Origin of the sequence: Pseudoalteromonas sp. SG44-17, from assembly GCF_014164235.1 — a bacterium.
Classification (GTDB): domain Bacteria; phylum Pseudomonadota; class Gammaproteobacteria; order Enterobacterales; family Alteromonadaceae; genus Pseudoalteromonas; species Pseudoalteromonas rhizosphaerae.
In genome coordinates this window covers 47,887-72,407 of the sequence record NZ_JACJEV010000012.1, presented here as the reverse complement: position 1 = coordinate 72,407, position 24,521 = coordinate 47,887, and the positions used below count along the sequence as shown (strand labels likewise).

At 40.5% G+C, this 24,521-nt stretch carries 27 protein-coding genes; 6 read left to right on the top strand and 21 right to left on the bottom strand.

Going from position 1 to position 24,521, the window contains the following annotated elements; all coding sequences use genetic code 11:
- Positions 1-134 precede the first annotated feature (134 nt).
- A complete protein-coding gene (locus H5182_RS10815; RefSeq protein ID WP_182760009.1) occupies positions 135-560 on the top strand; it encodes a hypothetical protein in 426 nt (141 codons plus the stop codon).
- 486 nt (positions 561-1,046) lie between these two features.
- On the opposite strand, the gene H5182_RS10810 is transcribed toward H5182_RS10815, so the two are convergent.
- The 4 genes from H5182_RS10810 to H5182_RS10795 form a co-directional block, all read right to left on the bottom strand.
- Positions 1,047-1,223 (bottom strand): hypothetical protein, encoded by a 177-nt coding sequence (locus H5182_RS10810; protein ID WP_167542971.1) that lies wholly within the window; start codon positions 1,221-1,223, stop codon positions 1,047-1,049.
- A 139-nt stretch (positions 1,224-1,362) separates the two neighbouring features.
- Entirely contained in the window at positions 1,363-2,493 is a 1,131-nt protein-coding gene (locus H5182_RS10805) for a sodium ion-translocating decarboxylase subunit beta (protein WP_145237582.1), read from the bottom strand.
- Positions 2,494-2,504: 11 nt separating this feature from the next.
- Positions 2,505-4,289, bottom strand: coding sequence for a sodium-extruding oxaloacetate decarboxylase subunit alpha (gene oadA, locus H5182_RS10800; RefSeq protein WP_182731880.1), 1,785 nt, complete (start codon positions 4,287-4,289; stop codon positions 2,505-2,507).
- 10 nt (positions 4,290-4,299) lie between these two features.
- The gene (locus H5182_RS10795) at positions 4,300-4,545 is read right to left on the bottom strand and encodes an OadG family protein (RefSeq protein ID WP_182731879.1); all 246 of its coding nucleotides are present in this window, start codon (positions 4,543-4,545) and stop codon (positions 4,300-4,302) included.
- Between the two features lie 521 nt (positions 4,546-5,066).
- Here H5182_RS10795 and H5182_RS10790 point away from each other — a divergent pair.
- Both H5182_RS10790 and H5182_RS10785 read left to right on the top strand, forming a co-directional pair.
- Positions 5,067-5,240, top strand: a complete 174-nt coding sequence (locus H5182_RS10790) for a DUF1328 family protein (protein WP_145237585.1) — start codon at positions 5,067-5,069, stop codon at positions 5,238-5,240.
- Positions 5,241-5,294: 54 nt separating this feature from the next.
- Positions 5,295-5,486: a hypothetical protein gene (locus tag H5182_RS10785; RefSeq protein WP_149980895.1), complete on the top strand. Its 192-nt coding sequence runs from the start codon at positions 5,295-5,297 to the stop codon at positions 5,484-5,486.
- Positions 5,487-5,555: 69 nt separating this feature from the next.
- Here the strand turns inward: H5182_RS10785 and pdxJ are convergent, their stop codons facing one another.
- The 10 genes from pdxJ to rpoE form a co-directional block, all read right to left on the bottom strand.
- On the bottom strand, positions 5,556-6,287 hold the full coding sequence (pdxJ, locus tag H5182_RS10780) for a pyridoxine 5'-phosphate synthase (RefSeq protein WP_182731878.1): 732 nt from the start codon (positions 6,285-6,287) through the stop codon (positions 5,556-5,558).
- Between the two features lie 62 nt (positions 6,288-6,349).
- Positions 6,350-7,039 carry a DNA repair protein RecO gene (gene recO, locus H5182_RS10775; protein WP_145237591.1) on the bottom strand — a complete coding sequence of 230 codons (690 nt, stop codon included), beginning with the start codon at positions 7,037-7,039 and terminating at the stop codon, positions 6,350-6,352.
- A gap of 17 nt (positions 7,040-7,056) precedes the next feature.
- Positions 7,057-7,989, bottom strand: a complete 933-nt coding sequence (gene era, locus H5182_RS10770) for a GTPase Era (protein ID WP_145237593.1) — start codon at positions 7,987-7,989, stop codon at positions 7,057-7,059.
- Entirely contained in the window at positions 7,979-8,656 is a 678-nt protein-coding gene (gene rnc / locus H5182_RS10765) for a ribonuclease III (RefSeq protein WP_145237595.1), read from the bottom strand. Before rnc ends, era begins: the two co-directional genes overlap by 11 nt.
- A 2-nt stretch (positions 8,657-8,658) precedes the next feature.
- A complete protein-coding gene (gene lepB, locus H5182_RS10760) occupies positions 8,659-9,594 on the bottom strand; it encodes a signal peptidase I (protein ID WP_182760008.1) in 936 nt (311 codons plus the stop codon).
- A gap of 39 nt (positions 9,595-9,633) precedes the next feature.
- Positions 9,634-11,421, bottom strand: coding sequence for a translation elongation factor 4 (gene lepA / locus H5182_RS10755; RefSeq protein ID WP_182731876.1), 1,788 nt, complete (start codon positions 11,419-11,421; stop codon positions 9,634-9,636).
- Positions 11,422-11,490: 69 nt separating this feature from the next.
- Positions 11,491-11,940, bottom strand: a complete 450-nt coding sequence (locus H5182_RS10750; protein ID WP_182731875.1) for a SoxR reducing system RseC family protein — start codon at positions 11,938-11,940, stop codon at positions 11,491-11,493.
- A 12-nt stretch (positions 11,941-11,952) separates the two neighbouring features.
- On the bottom strand, positions 11,953-12,909 hold the full coding sequence (locus H5182_RS10745; RefSeq protein ID WP_182731874.1) for a MucB/RseB C-terminal domain-containing protein: 957 nt from the start codon (positions 12,907-12,909) through the stop codon (positions 11,953-11,955).
- 4 nt (positions 12,910-12,913) lie between these two features.
- Positions 12,914-13,525, bottom strand: a complete 612-nt coding sequence (locus H5182_RS10740; protein ID WP_145237606.1) for a sigma-E factor negative regulatory protein — start codon at positions 13,523-13,525, stop codon at positions 12,914-12,916.
- 1 nt (position 13,526) lies between these two features.
- Complete coding sequence (rpoE, locus tag H5182_RS10735; RefSeq protein WP_145237609.1) at positions 13,527-14,108, bottom strand: RNA polymerase sigma factor RpoE; 582 nt, start codon at positions 14,106-14,108, stop codon at positions 13,527-13,529.
- A 263-nt stretch (positions 14,109-14,371) separates the two neighbouring features.
- On the opposite strand from rpoE, the gene nadB reads away from it, so the two are divergent.
- Complete coding sequence (gene nadB, locus H5182_RS10730) at positions 14,372-15,997, top strand: L-aspartate oxidase (RefSeq protein ID WP_145237612.1); 1,626 nt, start codon at positions 14,372-14,374, stop codon at positions 15,995-15,997.
- Here nadB and H5182_RS10725 read toward each other — a convergent pair.
- The gene (locus H5182_RS10725) at positions 15,957-16,328 is read right to left on the bottom strand and encodes a hypothetical protein (RefSeq protein WP_246175499.1); all 372 of its coding nucleotides are present in this window, start codon (positions 16,326-16,328) and stop codon (positions 15,957-15,959) included. The genes nadB and H5182_RS10725 overlap by 41 nt on opposite strands.
- Positions 16,329-16,368: 40 nt before the next feature.
- Complete coding sequence (locus tag H5182_RS10720) at positions 16,369-16,620, bottom strand: succinate dehydrogenase assembly factor 2 (RefSeq protein ID WP_054205400.1); 252 nt, start codon at positions 16,618-16,620, stop codon at positions 16,369-16,371.
- Between the two features lie 130 nt (positions 16,621-16,750).
- On the opposite strand from H5182_RS10720, the gene ygfZ reads away from it, so the two are divergent.
- On the top strand, positions 16,751-17,662 hold the full coding sequence (gene ygfZ, locus H5182_RS10715) for a tRNA-modifying protein YgfZ (protein WP_182760007.1): 912 nt from the start codon (positions 16,751-16,753) through the stop codon (positions 17,660-17,662).
- Positions 17,663-17,674: 12 nt separating this feature from the next.
- The gene (locus tag H5182_RS10710) at positions 17,675-18,160 is read left to right on the top strand and encodes a peptidylprolyl isomerase (protein ID WP_145237619.1); all 486 of its coding nucleotides are present in this window, start codon (positions 17,675-17,677) and stop codon (positions 18,158-18,160) included.
- 61 nt (positions 18,161-18,221) lie between these two features.
- Here H5182_RS10710 and H5182_RS10705 read toward each other — a convergent pair whose 3' ends face one another.
- From H5182_RS10705 to H5182_RS10685, 5 genes are all read right to left on the bottom strand, one after another.
- Positions 18,222-18,674 carry a hypothetical protein gene (locus tag H5182_RS10705; protein ID WP_145237622.1) on the bottom strand — a complete coding sequence of 151 codons (453 nt, stop codon included), beginning with the start codon at positions 18,672-18,674 and terminating at the stop codon, positions 18,222-18,224.
- A gap of 16 nt (positions 18,675-18,690) precedes the next feature.
- Positions 18,691-19,506 (bottom strand): DUF481 domain-containing protein, encoded by an 816-nt coding sequence (locus H5182_RS10700; RefSeq protein WP_182731873.1) that lies wholly within the window; start codon positions 19,504-19,506, stop codon positions 18,691-18,693.
- Between the two features lie 61 nt (positions 19,507-19,567).
- Positions 19,568-19,888, bottom strand: a complete 321-nt coding sequence (locus H5182_RS10695) for an HI1450 family dsDNA-mimic protein (RefSeq protein ID WP_145237630.1) — start codon at positions 19,886-19,888, stop codon at positions 19,568-19,570.
- A gap of 113 nt (positions 19,889-20,001) precedes the next feature.
- Positions 20,002-23,112 (bottom strand): efflux RND transporter permease subunit, encoded by a 3,111-nt coding sequence (locus H5182_RS10690; RefSeq protein ID WP_182760006.1) that lies wholly within the window; start codon positions 23,110-23,112, stop codon positions 20,002-20,004.
- 11 nt (positions 23,113-23,123) lie between these two features.
- A complete protein-coding gene (locus tag H5182_RS10685; RefSeq protein WP_182731872.1) occupies positions 23,124-24,290 on the bottom strand; it encodes an efflux RND transporter periplasmic adaptor subunit in 1,167 nt (388 codons plus the stop codon).
- Positions 24,291-24,521: the final 231 nt, after the last annotated feature.

The window sequence follows — 24,521 nt, the reverse complement described above, 5'->3', positions numbered from 1 at the left end:
ATTTAGAAAAGTGAAACGAAGTTACTAATTATATACAGCTGTTTATTTGATGACTAAGATAAATACATCGTAATATGGAGATTTGTCGGTTTATAAAACGACAAATGTCGTAGATAAAATTATTAGGCAACCCTATGTTTAACATCTTCAAAAAGGTAAAGTTTGAGCCCGAATTCCCAATCATAGAGTTGAATTTAACTCCTGATAAAGTATTCAGAAAGCTATCGACTTTCTCATCAGTAGAAAGGATTGAAGATTCAAGTAAAAAAGACATAGATTTTGAATTTGTTGTTGAAAATGACGTAACTCGTATTCACGTAGGCTTTGCGAATGATAGGGTTTCATACATAAACTATCTCACAGATCAGTTTAATAGCAGTGAGAATGAAAAGGCGGAGAAGCTTAATTGGTTTTTGGAATATTACGGCAGCAAGGAAGAGTATGGTGAGCCAAATAACACTGCCTATATGATATTTTTTCATAACACCAAAAGTAAACTCTCAATTGTATACGGACTTCACATGGGAGCTATTCGTGTCAATAACCTTGCAGATGCCTAACAAGTTTGTCATACGGAACTCTTTTGCTACGTTTAGTTTTGACTGGCTTTGTCATTGTGCCCCCATCAATGATTCTGTATGAAACTAGACAACCAAGAATTACATGACTTATTAGTCAAAAAACATGTTAAGTACTTCATCTGCAAACTCACTTGCAACAGCAATGAAATTTATTGAATAAGTAGGACAACAAGGACGGAGAAGCGATTTATTTCTCATGCTGAATATGTATCCAAATATCTATCGATGATTTTAAACCTGTTGAGGCTAAATAGTACAAGCTAAAAGTTTGACTTCACACATAATGGTTCATGAATCGTCAGTTATTGCATTTAAGACATCCGATAATGCTGTGCATTGATGCAGACTGGCAGGATATTTTTCGTTGGGTTTCGGGGTGTTCAACCACAACCTACGCAGGCAATTTTAACGCTGGGCAACTTACTGCTTCTAGCTGCCCTGAACCTTAAAACTGACGGCTACGCTCTATCTCACCAACACATAAATCAATTGCACAACCAATGAAATCATCACTAATGGCCAGATGTATTTGGCATATTTAGTCGCACCATCTAGGCCCATTTTAGACTGATACTTTTCAAGTAGTGGCACAAGAATGATTAATGCAACAAACAGTGAAATTAAAATCACGAAGATATTCATACCATTCCTATTTAATAAAATATCTATCGAGTATACCCAATATGCAAGCAAAAAAAAGCGCAGTAAATACTGCGCAGTCGGTTGGAAGTAAAAGTTACCTCACCATACTCAGCTCGCTGGGTATAGTTTAATGATTTATTTAACCTACCAGTGCTAACAAGATACCTGCAGCCACAGCACTACCCAGTACTCCCGCAACATTTGGTCCCATTGCATGCATTAATAAGAAATTATGCGGATTATTCTCCAGACCCACTTTATTAACTACGCGTGCAGCCATTGGCACAGCTGATACACCAGCCGCGCCGATGAGTGGATTGATTGGTGATTTAGAGAACTTGTTCATACCTTTTGCCATAAATACACCTGAAGCTGTACCAATTGCAAAAGCCAAGGCGCCGAGTACCAAAATACCAATTGTTTCTACGGTTAAAAACTTATCTGCAGCAAGCTTAGAGCCTACAGCTAAACCAAGGAAAATAGTGGTGATATTTATGATCTCGTTTTGTGCACTATTACTTAAACGGTCAACCACACCAGACTCTCGCATCAAGTTTCCTAAACAGAACATGCCTACCAGTGGCGTTGCTGCAGGTAAAAACAAAATCGTTAAACTCAATACCATTAACGGAAAAATAATTTTTTCCTTTTTTGATACGGTGCGTAACTGTGGCATTTGAATTTTACGTTCTTCTGGTGTGGTTAAAGCCCGCATAATTGGCGGCTGAATAATTGGCACCAACGCCATATATGAGTATGCAGCTACGGCGATAGCACCCAATAAATCAGGAGCAAGTTTTGAGGCTAAGAAGATTGCCGTCGGGCCATCTGCACCACCTATAATCGCAATTGCTGACGCATCTTGTAAAGAAAACTCAAAACCTGGTACATAGTTTAGTAAAATTGCGCCAAACAAGGTTGCAAAAATACCAAACTGAGCTGCAGCACCTAGCAATAACATACGAGGATTAGCTATCAAGGCACTAAAATCAGTGAGTGCACCAACACCCATAAATATTAATAATGGGAATACACCGGTATCAATCCCAATATGATAAACGTAATACAGCAAACCACCGGGGTCTGATAAGCCAGCTACGGGGATATTTGTTAATATTGCCCCAAAGCCAATTGGTAATAATAATAACGGCTCAAAGTTGCGCGCAATTGCCAGATACAACAATAAACACCCTACTGCGATCATAATAAGCGCAGGAAATGTAAAATTAGCAATACCTGTTGCTTGCCAGAGGTTTAATAATGCTTCCATCCTCTGCGCTCCTAAGCTAGTGCTATCATAGCGTCACCCGTTGCCACTGAATCACCTTCAGCAACAAGAATTTCAGCAATAGTACCGGTGTGGGTTGCACGAATTTCAGTTTCCATTTTCATCGCTTCCATGATGATCACTACATCGCCTTCATTTACCGTTTGACCCGCTTTCACCTTGATTTTAAAGATGTTACCAGCAAGTGGAGCGTTAAGTGTTTCGCCGGAAGCAACTGACGCCGATTGTGGAATATGCTCACTATCTTTAAGTGTTACTTCTTTAAGCTCACCGCCTTGTGCAACCACTACATCATAAACTTTACCATCTACTTTTACGCTGTACTGCTCTGCTTTTACTGTGTTGCTGTTACTTTTTTTATTGCTAACTGGTTGTTCTTTATTAGCAGATTCAGCACTTGGTACAGCTTCGAAAGCATCTGGGTTATTACGATTTTTAATGAATTTCAACCCAATTTGTGGGAATAATGCATACGTTAACACGTCATCAATCTGCTCATCCGCTAAGCTTAAGCCTTGCTCTTTTGCTTCTTTTAATAACTCAGCTTGGAGTATTTCTAGTTCTGGTTGCAATAAATCAGCTGGGCGGCAAGTAATGACTTCTGCACCATTAAGTACGCGCTCTTGTAATTCTTTATTCATCGGCGCAGGAGTTACGCCATACTCACCTTTTAGCACTCCGGCAGTTTCTTTGGTGATAGTTTTATAACGCTCGCCCGTCAATACATTTAATACTGCTTGTGTACCAACAATTTGTGATGTTGGTGTAACTAACGGTAAATAACCTAAGTCTTCACGTACACGTGGGATCTCAAGTAATACTTCATTCAATTTATCCGCAGCACCTTGCTCTTTAAGCTGGTTTTCCATATTAGTTAACATGCCACCAGGCACTTGCGCTAATAAAATACGGCCATCAACACCTTTTAAGCTGCCTTCAAACGCGGCATATTTTTTACGAACATCGCGGAAATAAGCTGCAATCTCTTCGAGTTGATTTAAATCCAGCTCAGTATCACGTTCAGTACCTTCAACAATCGATACAATCGTTTCAGTTGCGCTGTGTCCGTAAGTCATACTCATTGATGAAATTGCGGTGTCAAGCATATCAATACCTGCATCAATCGCTTTTTGGTAAGTAGCAGTACTTAAACCTGTTGTGGCATGACACTGCATTGCAATTGGAATAGAGACTGTTTCTTTTAACGCTTTGATTAACTCTTCTGCATCGTATGGTTTAAGCAAACCAGCCATATCTTTAATACAAATTGAATGACAGCCTAACTCTTCAAGCTGCTTGGCAAGCGTTAACCACATATCAAGTGTATGAACCGGGCTTACTGTGTACGAAATTGTACCTTGTGCATGTGCGCCAACTTTAATCGCAGCTTTAATAGCCGTTTCAAGATTACGAACATCGTTCATCGCATCAAAAATACGAAACACATCAACACCATTTTTGTGCGCTCGCTCTACAAATTTTTCAACAACATCATCTGCATAATGACGATAGCCTAAAAGGTTTTGACCACGTAATAACATTTGCTGTTTAGTATTTGGCATAGCTTTTTTAAGAGCACGAATACGCTCCCAAGGATCTTCACCCAAATAACGAATGCATGAATCAAAAGTAGCCCCACCCCATGATTCGATCGACCAGTAACCTGCATCATCTAATTTTTGTGCAATCGGTAGCATGTCATCCAAACGCATACGCGTTGCTAATAATGATTGATGCGCGTCTCTAAGTACTAATTCTGTTAATTTTAATTTAGCCACAAGTCATCCCTTATAGTTTTTGTTTATTTTTGTACTGAGCTATGGCAGCACTTATCGCAGCGATGTGTTCACTTGGTACACCGGGTGCTTTGATCGATGGTGTGCGCGTTGGCATTACAACCGGCTGTTCAAAGCGGCTCGCTAATTTAGACATAGCGGTAATTGCTGCAATCAACAACGAAAGAAAAACGAAAACTCCCACCATCCCAGTGAGCATTAAGTTTGCTGCAGTAGCAAGTAATTGACCTATATCCATTCTGCCCCCCCCCTGAGTATTCTTACCCACCCGAAAGATAGGTAAAAAATCACTTTATTTAAATATTTATGCAATAATTATATCAAAGAAACAGACCAAGTCCAACACTTTGTAAATTGGTAAAACCAATTAATATAAAGCTAACATATCTTCAGCAAAGTTAACACACTGCTTTTTACTATAATTTAATAGGATATAGATGATAAAAATACTGAATATAGCTATAACTTATAAGTGAAATCTAATCTGCACCTTAATAACTTACCAACCGAACTACTCAACAACTGTTAAATTAATGAAAAAGCACTCAACATGAAATTGGTCTTACCAAAAAATCATGCTGAAATATTTATTTTCCAGGACGCCGAGTATAAGTTACAGATAAAGCTGTAAATAATTCCCACCTAATTCATGAAAATAAATAAAATAAACACTATCCAATTGATAATAAAGGATTTAAACACATGGCATGTAACTGGCATTATTTACTCTGAACAAATTAACAAACCAAGGAGACGACAATGTTACGCTGGACAATTACATTTTTAGTTATTGCGCTTATTGCTGCAGTGTTAGGTTTTGGTGGTATCGCAGGTGCCGCAGCAGGAATTGCTAAGATTATCTTTTTTATCTTTATTGTATTGTTAGTTATTTCACTCGTTTCAGGTGCGTTGCGCGGCAATGTCCCTAAGTGATAACAATTTATTTTAAATAACAACACATTTATTAATTTTACAAGGAATTACATTATGAAATCGACAACTATTAAAACTGCTGTGATCGCTTTATTCGCTAGTTTTTTTATCATGGGTTGTGAAGACAATCATGCAGAAGAGGCCGGTGAACGCATCGATGAAGCTGTAACCGACGTACAAAACAAAGTAGAAGACGCCTGTGAAGAAGTAAAAGAAGGCGTTAACGCTAAAGAAACTAACTGTTAATCCAGTTAGATACAAATAATAAAAAACGACTCTTTTGAGTCGTTTTTTGCATTTTAAGAGAAGTTAAAATTAAGCTCTCGCTTCTAGCATTAGTCGCTTCATGTCACGTACTGCTTTATCTAATCCATCTATGGCTGCACGCGCTATAATTGCGTGACCAATGTTTAGTTCGTAAATCTCTTTCATAGCAGCAATCGGTTTCACGTTATGATAATGAAGTCCGTGGCCGGCGTTTACTATCAAACCCAAACTTGCTGCATACTTTACACCTTGATGAATATGCTCAAGTTGTTTTTGTATCTCAGCATCAGTTTGCGCATCCGCATAAGCGCCAGTATGAATTTCAACATATGGGGCATTACAGGCTGTAGCTGCATCTAGTTGTGCTTTGTCTGCATCGATAAATAACGACACTTTTATACCGGCGTCAGTTAATTTTGCTGTCGCGGCTTTAATCTTATCTAGATTACCAACAACGTCTAAACCGCCTTCGGTGGTCAACTCTTCACGTTTTTCTGGTACTAAGCAAACATAAGCTGGCTTAACATCTAAAGCAATATCAATCATTTCATCTGTAACCGCTATTTCAAGGTTCATTCGTGTTTGGATTGTTTTAGCCATCACATACACGTCACGATCTTGAATGTGACGACGGTCTTCACGTAAATGAATAGTGATCCCATCAGCGCCAGCATGCTCAGCAACACTCGCAGCATGTGCTGGATCTGGGTAACTTGTACCCCGAGCTTGGCGTAAGGTAGCAATATGATCAACGTTTATACCCAAAAGAATATCTTTCATTTTTTTACCTGTAAAAATAACGGTTAAAAATACCGTATTAAGATTGTTGGTGAATACCCAAACTATTTGGATATAAACAGCTCGCGACTTTTTAATGGTTTTTTGCCTAATAAAGGCTTCATTAAATGACGACTTAATTGTTTCGCCATATATAACACATCCGGCGCACTAAAGTCATGAGCTGCAATTGCATTTAACTGCGCGCCAGAAAAGCCACTGCCTTGATTTTCTTGGGCAACAAAGCCGTATTCAGCAAAGTAACTATACGTTTGCTCTGCCGAAATTGGATCGCCTGCGGCATCAAAACTAAAGTCAACGCCATAGCCTAATAATTCTAATAATTGAAATTCATAAGAACGTAATACAGCTTGTAAGTTAGGGTGCTGGTTAAGCTGTTGTAGGTGAGTTTTATACAATTGATAGGCATGATCAATTGGTTCATTAATTGGTACAATGCGGTTGGTTAGTTCATTGAGGTAAAACCCACAATAAAGCTGATCCCCAACTAGTGTGGATTGCGTGCCATGTAGTTCAAATCGTTGGATATATTTCAGGTCGTGTTTACCGGTATAATTTACCAGTAAAGCTTGGAAGGGTTGTAACTGAGCTTTGTATTTTGTTGCTTGGCGACCGCTAATTCGCGCCAGCATGCGCAACTGGCCAACGCCTTCTACTAACATATCAAGCATTACTTGTGAGTCACTAAAAGGACGTCGGTGTAATAAATATGCCGTGTAGAAGTCGCTATCCATAAATATCGCTTAGGCTATTAATCTTCACCATAGCCTAAACTGCGAAGTGCTCTCTCGTCGTCAGCCCAACCTGATTTAACCTTCACCCAAAGTTCTAAAAACACTTTATTATCAAGCATTTCTTCGAGATCTTTACGGGCTTCGCGGCCAATCACTTTAAGCTTTTCGCCTTTATTACCAATAACCATACGTTTTTGCGTTTCACGCTCAACTAAAATCAAGCCATTGATATGCCAAATGCCATTTTCTTGCCATTTAAACTGCTCAATTTCAACGGTAACTGAGTAAGGAAGCTCCTCACCCATAAAGCGCATCAACTTTTCACGGATCACTTCGGCTGCCATAAAGCGCATTGAACGATCTGTTACGTAATCTTCAGGGAAGTAAAATTCACACGGTGGTAAACGCTTAGTTACTTCATCTTTGATCAGGTTGATATTTTTACCTTGAGTCGCAGATACTGGCATAATGCCAACAAAATCAAACTTTTCGCCTAACCACTTCATATGCGGTAGCACAAGGTCACGGTCTTTTACTTGATCAATTTTGTTCATCACAAGTAATACTGGTTTGCCATTTTGCTTTACTTTGTTAAGCACCATTTCATCGTCAGCATTCCAATGAGTACCTTCAACAACAAAAATAACTAGCTCAACATCACCTAATGAACTTGAAGCAGCACGGTTCATTAAACGGTTAATGGCACGCTTTTCTTCAACATGCAGGCCTGGTGTATCAACATACACGGCTTGGTGCTTACCTACAGTATGAATACCCATAATACGGTGGCGTGTGGTTTGCGGTTTACGCGAGGTAATACTTACTTTCTGCTCAATAATTTCATTAAGCAAGGTAGATTTACCAACGTTTGGGCGGCCAACAATAGCCACCATGCCACAAAAAGTATCTAAATCACGCGTGTGCGGTTGGATCAATGTATCAAGATTCATTTTTAAGTATCTTCAACGCTTTTTCAGCGGCTTTTTGTTCAGCTTTACGACGAGAACTGCCAACTGAGATGATGCTATCCATACCTTCAACAATACATTCAACCGTGAACGTTTGATTGTGTGCCTGACCTTTAGTATCTACTACAGTATAGCCTGGCAAAGGTAATTTGCGGGCTTGTAAGTATTCTTGTAGTAATGTTTTAGGATCTTTTTGGTTTAAACCTGGCGAAATGGCATCAAGGCGAGATTCGTACCACGCCAAAATCAAGTCTCCACAAACATCAATGCCAGCATCTAAAAATACCGCACCAATAATTGCTTCAACCGCATCAGCTAAAGTTGATTCACGTCTAAAACCACCACTTTTAAGTTCACCCGGCCCTAAGCGTAAGTAATCACCTAGGCCAAACTCTAAACCAAATTCAGCTAAGGTTTGTCCACGCACAAGCGTTGAACGCATGCGGCTAAGATCGCCTTCACGCGCTTTGGGGAACTTACTATATAAAGCATTGGCAATGACAAAGCTTAAAATGGAATCGCCCAAAAACTCTAAGCGTTCATTGTGTTGTCCTTTATGGCTGCGATGGGTCATCGCCTGCTCAAGCAATACTTGATCAATAAAGGTATACCCTATTTTGCTATATAACTCTGTTACATTTTTTTTCATTGTTACTGAATATTACCTAGGCGTTCAAAACGAACACCAGTTGGAACCCAGCCTGGTAAAATGTCATCTGGGCCATTCTCAAATTCAAAACTCATCCATATAAAGACAGCTTTACCCACCAAGTTTTCTTTTGGCACAAAGCCCCATACGCGACTATCTTGGCTGTTATCGCGGTTATCACCCATCATAAAATAATGATCAGCCGGCACTACCCATTCATCAGAACGTGTACCCGGTTGTTGATAGTAACGCCCTTTCATTTCCAGCGCTTCAGGGTTAATTAAAATATTATGTTTTAGCGTAGTCAAATTTTCATCTAACCGGACTAAATCCATAGAGCCTTGCTTAAATTCATCGCGATTAATGATCTCCATATCAATTTTATTAAATTCATTACACAATAAGTTACCTTGTTGTGTTTGTCCTTGCTCGCAATTTGGCTGAATGTATAAACGCTTATCGCGGTAAACGATTTTATCACCCGGTAAACCAATCGCACGTTTAATATAATCAATACGTTCGTCTAATGGGTATTTAAATACCACAATATCACCACGTTCAGGCTCTGCAACATCAACTAATTGAGTGCGCCAAACAGGGTCTTTCACGCCATACGAATATTTCTGTACTAAGATAAAATCGCCAACTAATAGTGTCGGCATCATTGAACCTGATGGTATTTGAAACGGCTCGAATATAAACGATCTAAAAATCGTAATAGCCGCAATCATCGGAAAAATTGATTTTGCCGTTTCAGTAATCGTCGGTTCTGGCGCAATTAATGCTGCAGTTTCTTCATCAAGCTCGCCGCCAGCAGAGCTTTGCGCAAGAGCTAAGCGTTGCTGCCTTTTTGGTGCAAACATAAAATGGTCAATTAACCAAATTAAGCCTGAGCCTAGAGTTAACAAAACTAAAAATATTGAAAAATAACCTGCCATGCATTAAATCCTTTATCTTACGTAATTTGGTTAAGAAACTTACTTACCAACTTTAAGAATCGCTAAAAATGCTTCTTGAGGCACTTCAACATTGCCTAGTTGCTTCATACGTTTTTTACCATCTTTTTGCTTTTGAAGTAGCTTTTTCTTACGACTCACGTCGCCACCATAACACTTCGCAATTACGTTTTTACGTAATTGCTTAACAGTGGTACGAGCAATAACATGCGCGCCAATTGCCGCTTGAATTGCTATATCAAACATTTGACGAGGGATAAGTTCTTTCAACGCATCAGCTAATTGACGACCACGCGATTGCGCGCTGTCTCTGTGAACAATAATCGCAAGCGCATCAACGCGCTCACCATTGATTAATATATCAACGCGCACCATGTCTGATGTTTGAAAGTGCTTAAAGTTATAATCCAGCGAGGCAAAACCACGACTGGTTGACTTTAACTTATCGAAAAAGTCCATCACCACTTCTGCCATTGGCAGTTCATAAGTAACAGCGACTTGCTTACCGTGATAGTTCATCTTAGTTTGCATACCACGCTTTTCAATACAAAGCGTAATAACGCTACCTAAGTACTCTTGTGGTACAAGAATATTAGCTTCAACAACGGGCTCACGAATTTCTAAAATATCGTTTACAGCAGGTAAATCAGATGGGTTATCAATCTGAATCGTACCCTCTTTAGTTACAACTTCATAAATTACCGTTGGTGCGGTGGTAATTAAGTCAATATCATATTCACGCTCTAAACGCTCTTGAATGATTTCCATGTGCAACATGCCCAAGAAACCACAGCGAAAGCCAAAGCCAAGTGCTGTTGAATTTTCTGGTTCGAAGAATAACGACGCATCATTTAAGCTAAGTTTATTAAGCGCATCACGGAAAGATTCATACTCATCCGAGGCAATTGGAAACATACCGGCATAAACTTGTGGTTTAATTTTTTGAAAGCCCGGTAAGCGCTCAGGTGCTGCATTTTTTTGATGGGTAATAGTGTCACCTACTGGCGCACCATGTATTTCTTTAATACCCGCAATAACAAAACCTACCTCACCAGTTCTTAAAATACCGGTGTTGGTTTGCTTTGGTGTAAAAACACCAACCTGATCTGCAGTGTGTATATGCTCGTTCGACATAATTTTTATCTTGTCGCCCGTTCTTAATTCACCGTGCTTAATACGCACCAGCGATACAACACCTTGATACGGGTCAAACCATGAGTCAATGATAAGCGCCTGTAGCGGTTTGTCTTTATCACCCACTGGTGGCGGTACGTCCTTAACAATCATTTCAAGAACTTCGGCAATACCCACACCTGTTTTAGCGCTACATTGCACGGCATCTAGGGCATCGATACCAATAATATCTTCAATTTCTTCGGCTACACGAAGTGGATCAGCTTGTGGTAAATCGATTTTGTTTAATACCGGAATTACTTCTAAATTCATTTCGATGGCAGTGTAACAATTCGCTAGAGTTTGCGCTTCAACACCTTGACCGGCATCAACAACTAATAATGCACCTTCACACGCTGCCAGCGAGCGCGATACTTCATAAGTAAAGTCAACGTGTCCCGGGGTGTCGATAAAGTTAAGTTGGTAAGTTTCACCGTCGTTGGCTTTATAATTTAGAGTTACACTTTGCGCTTTAATGGTGATACCACGCTCGCGCTCAATATCCATTGAATCCAATACTTGCTTTTGCATTTCGCGGTCTGTTAAACCACCACAAACTTGGATCAAACGATCTGAAAGGGTCGATTTACCGTGGTCAATATGGGCGATGATCGAAAAATTACGGATATGCTTCATAAACTGGATTCTAAACTTCTATTTTAATGGACTGAGTGTATAAAGCCGCAATTTTACATTTAATTGGCTTCAATCACCATCTATTTGAGTTAAAGGGAGGCTAATTGGGTGAATTTTTATTACTTTAACATCATGCTTTAGGCTTTTCACTCGGCTTTTAGCAATGCCAAAGCCAGTAAAACCACCACCTATAGCGGCAATGATTTGCAACCATTCAGGCACAGAAAAAACCTCAGCAGCCACTAACGCAAATACCAGACTTAATACCAAAGGCAACATATACACTGCAAAAGCATGCTTTACCATGTGGCTATCATCCAGTGCTAGGGTTACTTTTTGCCCAACCACAACAGGGATTTCAAAGCGATAGGGGAAGGTTTTTTTAGCAGTGCCAAATAACTTACTAAATATTTGAGAACCACAACGGCCGTTGCACCCTTCACAGGCTTGCTTTTGTTGGGCTTCTAAATGCGCAGTGGCGCCTTGAATCGACACCACTGTAAGGGTTTGTTCTATCATTATCAGCTTATATTACAAGGGTCTTGCAACCGATTCAGCAATTGCTTTTGCAGTCATTGCTGGAATATTCCCCACCACTGACACATCAAAACTACCGCTATTATGCACATATACTGTCGTGGCACCGGATGACAATGCACCGCTTGGCCTGCGACCAGGTAATGGTCTTTGTACAAACACTGAAATTTCGACAAAACCATCTGAGTATAAATAATAATCCGTCAGTTCATTGTTCAAATCAAGCTTATGACGGTCTGATTTTAACAAACTAAACCCCTCCGGTAACCAGCCTATTTGCCAATTATTACTTTCTGTACTTGCTTCATTTTTGGTAATTGCCGCTGCTGGTAATGGCGTTGGAAACTTACGATTTAGCATTTCAAGTAATAACGCAGCGGGCTCTTCGGTTACACTAATATGGGTTAACTGTAGTTGTTCTAACATCTCACCGGCATGATTAACATAAGCAGATTTTAGTAATAGCGATGACTCAGCATCAAGCCACAGCCAATAATTAAACTTATACTCGTCTTTTGATTCGATACGCACAAGCTGCGCAGCACGCCCTGCAATACGGCCTTTACCACCGAGCACAAAATCGTAATGTTGGCTTAAACGCTCAACATCTTTGAATAACACTTCTGGGATTGGGCCTGCTATAGAATCAGTATCTATTGAATAAGGTTCAGACTGTGGCTCAAAATAAGTAACTTGATCATCAATACGAACCATTTCAAGGCCTGCGCCATTGAGTAAGCTCAAATGCTCGAGTTCTGTATTACCTTGTTTTGCATGCAACCAACGATATGGTTCCATTGTCTTCCCTTTGACGACCACAAATGATGCGTCAAAGTTACGATTATGAACGGCGTCAGCCATTTTGAGCAGAAGCTCTTTTGCGGGGTTTTCGTCGTCAGCAAAGGCTGGAGCCATTAATACCAACGACAAAATAAAAGTAATTACTTTCATTTAATTAGTTTTTTTCCTCTTCGGCTTGCGCCTCAGTGTGAGCTTTTTCTAATGAATATGCAACTCGTGCTTGGCGTTGATGTTCTAATACTAACGCGCCAATACGCTGTTGCTGTAACTCACGCAAACCTTGCTCTGCATTTTGTAAAGCGGGTTCTGACGAATAGCTAACTGGTGATGCCATTCCTGTTACTGGTGTTGTTTGTAACATCGGAATTTCATTGCTAGGTGAGTTTTCACCTTGTGGCAATGTTTGTACACCAACAATTGCAAACATGGCAACACTTGCTGCAATTGCAAGTTGTGCAACTGGTTTGCGCCAGTTAAACGCCACTACGTTATCGGTGCCCGTGGCAGCCAATGGTGCAGGTTGTGACGCAGATTGTGTGAAATCAGCATAAACTGGTTCACTTTCCAGCGCTTGCGCAACACTATCGCTTATATCAAAGACGAAAGCATCTTCTGACTCAGCACGCATTACGTCACCTATTAGCGCATAACGTCCTAAGGTTGCCGCATCTTGCTGGGCAATAACCTCATCAGTTAATGATTGTTCGCCGTCAAGTAATGCGGATAGATGCTGATTATCCAACTTGTTAACGTGTGCTTTTGTCATATTAAGACTCGCCTATTAATGGGTTTAATTTGTTATCTATTGCTTCACGGGCACGGAAAATACGCGAACGCACCGTCCCGACTGGGCAATCCATCACCACGGCTATTTCTTCATAGCTCATCCCTTCGATTTCTCGTAGAGTGATCGCGGTTTTAAGATCTTCAGGCAAACTATCAATGGTGTTAAAAATCACTGCGCGAACTTCTTCGCTTAGTAGCAAGTTTTCAGGGGATGCATTTGAACGCATTGCATCAGACCCTTCATAAAACTCTGCATCGTCAGCATCTATATCATTTGCTGGCGGTTTGCGGCCCTGAGCCACTAAGTAATTTTTAGCACAATTAACGGCGATACGGTATAACCAAGTATAAAAGGCACTGTCCCCTCTAAAGTTTGGAAGTGCGCGGTATGCTTTAATAAAAGCTTCTTGAGCAACATCAGCAATATCGCCTTGATTTGATACATAACGTGAAATCAAACCGGCTATTTTGTTCTGATACTTCTTTACTAAAAGATTGAAGGCATTTTTATCGCCCTGCTGGACCCTTTTTACTAGCGCTAAATCCAAATCCTGCTCGCTCATTCGAGCCGGTACTCCTCTGTCTGATTATTGCTTGTCATTCATATCCTGCCATTGTTTACAAATACTCTGACTGCTGCATGAATGAAAAGTTCTGTTTAATATTATTTTTTTATAAAATAGCATATAAATATGTTGGCGAAAGTTGAAAATCACTAATAGTGTCGCGCCAAATATGATACATATACGCCTATCATAATATTATTATTTGCTCATTACTGTTTATACATTAGTATCTGGGCATTGTAACCGCAAAGACCACGGACATGAACCAAAATAAACACCATATCACGGATGTCGCTATTATTGGCAGCGGCGCAGCTGGCCTCTCATTAGCATTATCTTTAGCTAATCACTGTAAAGTTACCGTGATCAGTAAAGGTGAATTGACGGAAGGTTCCACACTTTATGCACAAGGCGGCATTGCTGCCGTGTTTGATAAAAAGAATGACAGCATTGAATCTCACGTACAAGACACCTTAGATGCCGGTGGTGGTTTATGTGACAAAGCCGCCGTGCAATACACCGCTAGTAATGCCCATGATTGCTTGCAATGGCTAATCGAGCAAGGCGTGCCTTTTGATATGGAGTTTGATAGCAAAGGCAAAGAGCGCTTTCATTTAACCCGTGAAGGCGGCCATAGCCATCGTCGAATTTTGCACGCTGCAGATGCTACCGGCCGAGCAGTGCAAACAACGCTAATAAGCCAAGTACAAGCGCACCCAGAAATCACCTTATTAGAACAATACAACGCAATAGATTTAATTGGTGATAAAAAATTAGGCCAAAACGGTAAACATATCCATGGCGTATATATGTGGAACCGAGCGGCAAAGAAAGTCGAAACAATTTCAGCTAAGTTTGTAGCCTTAGCAACCGGTGGTGCCAGTAAAGTATACCTTTACACATCCAACCCTGATGTATCCAGTGGTGATGGTATCGCCATGGCTTGGCGGGCAGGTTGTAGAGTAGCTAATATGGAATTTAACCAATTCCACCCGACCAGTTTATATCACCCAGAGCTACAAAACTTTCTGATCACCGAAGCGATGCGCGGTGAAGGTGCTTATTTAAAGCGCCCTGACGGCACACGATTCATGAAAGACTTTGACGAGCGTGAAGAGCTCGCACCACGCGATATTGTTGCCCGCGCTATCGATTTTGAGATGAAGCGCCTAGGTGCTAACTGTGTGTATTTAGATATCAGTCATAAAGATAAAGACTTTATTATTGAGCATTTCCCGACCATTTATGCAAAATGCTTAAGTGTCGGGCTCGATATCACTAAAGATCCAATTCCAGTGGTTCCTGCGGCACATTATACCTGTGGTGGAGTAATGACTGACTTTAACGGCAAGACCGATCTAGATAACTTATATGCGGTAGGCGAAGTCGCTTATACGGGGCTACATGGCGCTAATCGCATGGCCAGTAATTCATTACTAGAGTGCATTGTGTTCGCGCACGCCGCAGCAAAAGATATTTTAGCAAAAATACAACATAGTCCAGCATTAAAAGTGCTGCCGATGTGGGATGAAAGCCGCGTAACTAACTCAGATGAAGAAGTGGTGATCACCCATAATTGGCATGAACTAAGACTATTTATGTGGGACTATGTTGGCATTGTGCGTTCAACTAAACGCCTAGAACGTGCGTTACACCGAGTTGAATTACTACAACAAGAAATTCGTGATTATTATGCAAACTTCCGCGTTTCGAATAACTTGCTTGAACTGCGTAATTTAGTGCAAGTAGCAGAGCTTATAATTCGCAGTGCAATGGAGCGAAAAGAAAGCAGAGGCTTGCATTATACGATTGACTACCCACAGTTAAATGATAATCCAACGCCCACTATTTTAACTCCGCTTGCTCATGACGAGCAGCCAAAGTAAGACGTTTCAAGCGCACAAAACTCAGTTCATCAACCCCGCTGGCATTAATAATCAGCCAGTGGGAGCTTGCAAAGCCATTAATATATAACCAAACACTGCTTTGATAAACACGGCTTTTGTTACTGATATGGCCATTTATTTTTAGCGTATTATTTTCAAAACGACATTGCGTAGAATCTAATATAAAAACGCCTTGCTGAGGATGGGATTTTTTATACCAGTGCCAACTCACATAGCCAAAAACAGTACTACTGGCGACACAAATAAATTGCGCTAATATGCTAGTTAAAAATAAGCTATAACATACTGCGAACAAGCTAAAGTAGACCACAAAAGGCCTGTGGTCTGGAACATTATTAGTAACCCTAAACCTATACACGAACTCGGTCTAAAATCAGTTGTACCATCTGTTTAAGCTCAGGATCTTTACATTCTTGATGGCCCATAAACCACGCAAATAGATCGGGATCATCCGCTTCTAGCAAACGTTGAAGAACAGCTTGCTGCTGTACAGATAACGAATCAAATGCCTCATCTACAAATGGCATAAATAACACATCTAGTTCTAACATGCCGCGGCGACAAGCCCAGCGGATACGCGCTTTATTGTGAATTTCAGTCATTTTTTACCTCGTACTAAGTTGCTTAGCAGTTTAACAAATTGCACCTGAATAAACAGCTATTTATGCATCTATACCAGCAGCGCTAACTACGGTATTATACGCGCCTACATTTATTGTAAAGCAGGTTTTTATGTCAACAGTACACGCATGCCCTTTATCACATCAGCTGATCCGCATTAGCGGTGTTGATAAACTCGCCTACCTTCATGGCCAAATTACCCAAGATATTAATAAGCTCAACCAAACCAACTTCTTATGGGCTGGGCACTGTAATGCCAAAGGTAAATTATGGAGTGTAGCAAAGTTATTTGCTTATCAGGATAGTTACTATTTAGCAGCATCAGCGGTTGAAACCACTCAATCTTTAACGGAATTAAAAAAGTATGCGGTGTTTTCAAAAGTTGAAATACAAGCTGCTACCAGCAAGTTAATTGGTTTAATCGGTGATGATCTAGCTGCAACCTTAAATGCGTTGAACATTCATTTTAATGAGCAAGATAGCGCTTGCGATTTTAGTCATGGTAAAGCACTAAAATTAGCAAAAAACCGCATTTTACTGATGGTTAATGATGAATTTTCACTGCCTGATGATGTTATCGCCCTTGAAAACGACGCGCTGTGGCACCAACATAGTATTTTAGCGGGTGAGCCTGAGCTCAATGAAGCGGCACTCGGTGAATACGTACCACAAATGGTTAACCTGCAAGCAATCGGTGGAGTAAGCTTTCGTAAAGGCTGTTACACAGGCCAAGAAACCGTTGCCCGCATGAAATACCTTGGTAAAAATAAACGCGCTATGTATATCGTATCAGGGCACAGCGATGGAGAATTAGCAGAGCCAGAGCTTGAAACCCAAATGGGTGAAAACTGGCGTCGTGCTGGCAAATTAATAAGCCAAGCCTACAATCAACAAAGTAAAACCTTATTTGGCCTTGTTGTGTTGCCAAACGACAGTGAACCTAGTCAGTTACTGCGTGCAAAACATGCCCCAACGGTAGAGCTATCAATCCTTCCTCTACCCTACTCTCTCGAAGACGAATAAATAGGAGTGACTATGATCGTTGCAACAAATAAAGTGGTAAAAATGCATTATTCAGTCATGGATAATGACAAAAACTCTATCGATAACTCATTTGATGGTGAGCCACTAATCTTTATCGTTGGTACCGGTTACTTAATTCAAGGCCTAGAAGATGCCCTACAAGGTAAAAAAGCGGGCGACACACTCAGTGTTACTGTGCCACCAGAGCAAGGTTATGGCGAACGCCATGATGATCTGATGCAAGCAGTACCAAAGTCGATGTTTGAAGGTATGGAAATTGAAGTTGGTATGCAATTTCGTGCCTCAACAGATGACGGCGATCAATCTGTAATGATCATTGATATTCAAGAAGAAGATGTAATTGTTGATGGTAATAACCCACTCGCTGGCATCACTTTAAACTTTGATGTAGAAATACTTGAAGTGCGTGATGCAACAGCAGACGAACTAGAGCATGGCCATGTTCATGGTGATGGCGGCTGTGGTCACGATCACTAATATCGACTTAAACCGACAATAAAAAAAGCGCTACTGCGCTTTTTTTATATCTATAATTTAGTCAAACGAGTGTAGGCTCTGCTATTGGCTCGCTTATCTTACCCGCCAACGCTGCCAGTAAACCATCTTGGTCGTTAGTTCCCAAGCGATATTGGCTACCATCTTTTAAAGTTAGCTGTACTGCGCTAAATCCTGACACTGTGTATACCCAACCATCATGGGTAATACGTAAGCCAATACCATGACGAAAAGAATTTTCTACTGCTTTAGCTTCAATAATATCCACTAGCTGCAACTTATCACCAAACACACCAGGACCAAAACCCCAGCTAATTTGGCTGTCATCAACTTTAATGGTTAAACCATGGAACAAAAAACCCACCAGCACTAAAATCGCTGCAAATACCATTAACGGCATATCGGCACCAATTAAATACCAAGCTAAACCAACAAAGCTGGCAATCCAGCTTAGAATAACAAAAATGAACAGTGCAAATTGCTTATGCTGATACATAACACTCTCTAAAATATTAAAAACTATAAACTAATGTCGCACTTAGTTCTGAATCAAACTTTAACTTGTCGTCTTCCGGCTTAGAATTATAACGATATAAATAAGTAAACTTTAATGATATAGCACCCATCACTTGGCTGATCAATGATGTTTCTGACTTTAATCGTGAGTTTAATCCTGACAATGATTGCTCAATACTTAAATCTTGATTGAAACGTGTTCGAGTCGAGACAGTTCGCTCCCACTGCAGTGCTAAACGTAATAAATAGCCGGTTTTGGTTTTGTCTTGCTCATCTTCAAGCTCAGCATCATCTTGCGCCACCGAGCGGTATAAACCAGGCCCTATATCAAAATCAACTTGGTTTTTTACCCCTTGATACAAACGGTTACCATAACCTGCCGCAAGCGTACTTTTAAACTCAAGACCACTGAATTCATCTTCTTCATAATCACCATACATAAAGAATGAGGCGTTTTTTACCCCAACTTTATAGTTGCCCTGCGCAGAGAAAAATATACGGTTTGCCGAGACTTCATCATTACCAGTAGCATCGTTACGATCACGTTTATATAAACTATCTATTTTGAATTGATTACGCCATTTATCAAGGTCTTGATATAAGTTACCTTTGAACTTAAAACTGGTCGAGTTAGTATTACCGCGACTAACAATAAGTCCAAATTCAGTATCGCCGTATAATAGTTCGCCTTGATGGATTTTATGGATCTCTTCATCTGAGAGTTGACCATACTCATGAAAGTCTTCAAAAGGATCAACTGCCCAGACTTTAAAGCTAAGCAGGCAGCCCAACAACAGCAGTAACCTAATCACTGTTCGCTCACTGTGTTGATATTTAAAACAAGGCTGTTTTCACTAAGATACTGCATCTAGATTATTCGCTATCTTTCCATAATATATGACAAAACGGCGCATCTTTATCACGGCTAATCAAAATTTTAGCAAATAGAATATCTTGATTATCGAATTCAAGTCCCACTAACACCTGAATAAATAATTCTGGCTCTATTTCTAATGCAACAAAATCTTGCCATTGATCATCAGGCTCGCCTTCTTCAATAAAGCCAAGCTCTTCTCGATGCTGGTTAAAATCATCAACATCTTGCTCACTAAGGTTATCTGGGGCTAACTCTAAAAAGATATCGTAAGCTTGATGCGTTACTTCTTCTTCACTGTATAAACGGGGTCCTGTCATTGCCATAAACCTTTCATGATGCTAATGCCAGATATAGTATCAAACCTCAGCAAATTTTTGACAAAAAAAAGCCAGGTTTCCCTGACTTTTTTTATACAAAGCTTATTTTACGCTTATGAAGTCGCTGTACCCTTTATTTTTTCGCGCATTGACTGCACCAAACTATAAAATAACGGCACCAACAAAGTACCCAATATAGTCGCTGCTAACATGCCGGCTAGCACAGTGACACCCAGCGATACACGGCTTCCCGCTCCAGCGCCAGTTGCAAATACTAACGGTAATACACCTAATACAAATGAAAGAGCCGTCATTAATACCGCACGAAACCTCATTTTAGCTGCACTAAGAGCCGCATCAAAAATACTCTTACCTGCAAGCCGCTCTTCCATCGCAAATTCTACAATCAAGATTGCAGTTTTGGTCGACATACCTATAAGCAGTACTAAGCCTACTTGCGCATAAATATTATTTTCTATACCCAAAACGTATAACGCTAACATTGCACCAAACATTGCCAGTGGAATCGCTGCTATAACTGAAAAAGGGATCGTCCAACTTTCATATTGTGCAACCAAGAACAAGTAAACAAATAGAACGGCCAAAGCAAATAGCAACGGTGCCATATTGCCAGCTTCAATTTCTTGTTTAGATTGCCCTGCCCATTCAAATACATAGCCATTAGGTAACTGCTTAGCTAGCTCTTCCATGGCAGCTATTGCATCACCACTTGAGAACCCCGCAGCTGCTTGACCACTAATACTCGCACTACGATATAAATTGAAGTGCTTGAGGGTTGTTGGCCCAAGAATTGGTTCAAGTTTAGCAAGTGTCGTTAATGGCACCATGTCACCTTCATTGTTACGCACAAAATAATGCTGCAAGTCTGAGGGATTTTTACGGAACTCACTCTCAGCTTGCATGATTACTTTGTAAGTACGGCTAAACTGATTGAAATCGTTAATATATAATGAACCGAGCTGGGCTTGCAGCGTTAAGAATATGTCACTTAATGCAACCCCTTGAGCTTTAGCTTTATTGCGATCTATCTCTAAAAAGTACTGCGGTACATTTGCTCTAAAAGTACTGTACACATTACTCAAGCTTGGATGTTGGTTCGCTTCATATACCAGCCCATTAAGTACTTGTGCCAACTCAATAGGATCTCGGCCTTCACTGTCTTGCAGACGAAACTCAAAACCAGCGCTATTACCCAAACCAGGAATTGGCGGCGGGTTAAATACCATTATCTGCGCATCAGGCATAGCCCACATTTTTCCCATCAAACGACCAATCACTGACTTTAAGCCAAGTTCAGTACTGGTGCGCTCTTCCCAGTCTTTTAAAATAACAATACCTAAAGCATTATTTGAACCCGCCCCGCCAATCAAAGAAAAACCGGATACAGCAATAAAATCGGTTGCAGCTGGTTCTTGTTTAATAATGTCACCTATTTTATGCATCACATCAACAGTGCGTCCCGAAGCCGCCGCATCTGGTAATTGCACATCTACAAATACAAAGCCTTGGTCTTCGGTTGGGACAAAGCCTGTTGGAACGCTTTTAGCAAGCCAACCTGCCGCTACAAAAATAACTAAGGCAAAAATAGCCATTCTCGCTGAGCGTTTTAGAATAAAGTGGATAATTTTAGAATAGATGGAGGTTGATTTAACAATGCCTTTTTCAACTGGCGCCAGCCATTTTATCGGTTTCATTGACTTTTCAGTTAACAATAAGGCACATAAAGCTGGGCTTAGGGTTAATGCGTTAACGGACGAAATTAATACCGCAAACGAAATCGTTACAGAAAACTGCTTATAAAGCTCCCCAGTAATACCTGGCATGAAGCCTACTGGCACAAATACAGCTAATAAAACTAGGGTGGTCGCAATTATAGGCCCGGTTACTTGCTCCATCGCTTTAGTGACAGCCTCTTTAATCGGCAGCTTTTCTTCTTTGAGGATCCGCTCAACATTCTCAATTACAATAATTGCATCATCTACCACAATACCGATCGCTAGCACTAAACCAAATAAGGTGATTAAGTTAATTGAGTAACCCATAGCCATCATAAAAGCAAACGTGCCCACCAACGATACTGGAATGGCAATAGTTGGAATAAGTGTCGCGCGCCAATTTTGTAAAAACAAAAACACCACTAAAACAACCAGGCCAACAGCTTGAAATAATGTAACAATCACTTCTTCGATTGAGCGATTGATAAACTCTGTCGTATCGTATGGTATTGAGTATTCAACACCATCTGGTAATTGCTTAGCAAGCTCTGCCATGGTGGCTTTAACATCACTTGCCACTTGCGTTGCATTGGCATCTGTTAATTGGTAAATAACTATAAAAGCAGTATCTTGCTGGTTTAACTTAGCTGTAGTGCTGTAATCTGCTGAGCCAAGTTCAATGCGAGCAATATCAGTCAAACGTACAAAGTTACCATCTTGATTAGCACGAATAATTGTTTGGCCAAATTCATCTGGAGTTTTTAAACGCCCTTTAGCCTGAATTGAATATTCAAACTGCTGACTTGGTGAGCTCGGTGCCGCACCTAACTTACCAGCTGCAACTATAGTGTTCTGCTCTTGTAATGCCGCCCTAACTTCGCCTACTGTCAGCCCTAACGCCGCCATTTTATCTGGGCGTAACCACAATCGCATTGAGTAGGTTTTCTCACCCATAACTTCAGCCGATGCCACGCCTTTAATTCGGCCCAGCGGTTCAGTTAAGTAGTTTGTTGCATAGTTACTTAAAAAAATGGCATCAATGTTTGCTTGGCTAGAATACAAGTTAATACCCAATAACATTGAACTGGATTTTTTCTTAACCGATACACCTTGGCGGGTTACTTCGCTGGGTAACCCCGGTTCAGCTAAGGCAACACGGTTTTGCACATTTACTTGAGCAATATCAGTATCCGTGCCCACCTTAAAGTATACCGTAATCGTAGCCGTGCCATTATTACTGGAGCTGGACTCGATATACATCATATCTTTGACACCATTGACTTGCTCTTCAATGGGCCTGACCACTGACTCTTCCACTATTTGCGCACTGGCACCTGGGTAAACTGCGGTGATCTGTATTTGCGGTGGAGTAATCTCGGGATACATATTAACTGGCAGCAAACCCATGGAAATCAAACCCGCTAGCGTAATCACTATCGAAATGACTAGGGCAAATTTAGGCCGCGCGATAAACGTTTTACTTATCATGTGCGTTTCCTTTAGTTTGCAGCGTCTGGTTGGCTAGAAATTGTACCTGTGGTGTGATCGACCTTTTTTTCGACTGGTTTAACTTCGACCCCTTGACGTACTTTTTGTAAACCTTCAACAATCACTTGCTCACCTTCTTCAAGACCCGATTTAACGACCCACATCGCATTTATACGCCGTCCTAATTGCACAATACGCGTTGCAACTTTATTATCTTCACCCACTACTAATACAAATTTACCTTGTTGATTTTCTTGTACTGCAGCTTGAGGAATAAGTGCTTGCAGTTGCTTATCTTTACTTTCAACAATTAAGGTGACAAATAAGCCTGGCATTATAATGTTCTGTGGATTAGCGAATGTAGCTCTTAATTCAACAGTGCCAGTACTGCGATCAATTTTCGTATCGGCAAAATCTAACTGCCCTTTTGATCCCAAGTCCGAGTTATTTGGCAAACGCAGGGATAAATCTATTGGTACATTTTGAGGGTTATTAGCACTATCTTGATGTTTTTGACGATAACTAATGTAATCGCCTTCTTCGACCTGGAAGTTAACATAAATTGGATCCACATCAGTCAATTCCGCCAATTCATTTGAGGAAGGGCTAACAATGTTGCCTACGTCATAATTAACCTTACCGATACGCCCTGCAAACGGCGCTTTTATCTCGGTGTAACTTAGATTTAATTTTGCTTTTTCAAGGCTGGCCTTTGCAGAAATAACAGCAGCAGCGGCTTGCTCATATTTAGTGGTTAATTTATCTAAATCAGATTGTGAAATAAACCCTTGTGCAGCAACTTCTTTACCGCGTTTTAAATCACGAGACGCACCATCTTCGCCAGCAAGTTTACTTTTTAAGTCTGCTTCAATTTCAGCAACAGAGGATTGGTATTCACTTGGGTCAATTCTTAGTAATAACTGTCCTTTTTCAACAAATGAGCCTTCATCAAAATGACGTTCAATTAATTCCCCCTCAACACGAGCGCGAATTTTTACTTCCTGATGAGCTTCCGTGCGAGCAACAAACTCTCGATAATTCCCCACCTCTTGGGTAACAACATTAAATACTGAAACCGCGGGAGGTGGAGCGACTTGTTTGGTAGCGTTATCATCTGAACAACCAGCTAAAAAAGCGATTAATGTTGTACCAACTACCCCTTTGATCGCTAATGACATGTAAGTTCCTAAAATGCTAGGCGTGAACCTTTTTAGCATGGTTTATCTCCTTGGTAGCTGCGCAACTACCTTTATGTATGTATTTAAATTATCCTTAAACGTCAAGTTACGTTCAGAGGCTATTATTGGCTGATTATATAACAAGCCACTCGATTAAAAATATAGACCAATTTGTAATCATTTGTATCTCAAGTTAATAATAACTGACTCTAAAACAGCTTGTTTTTCAAA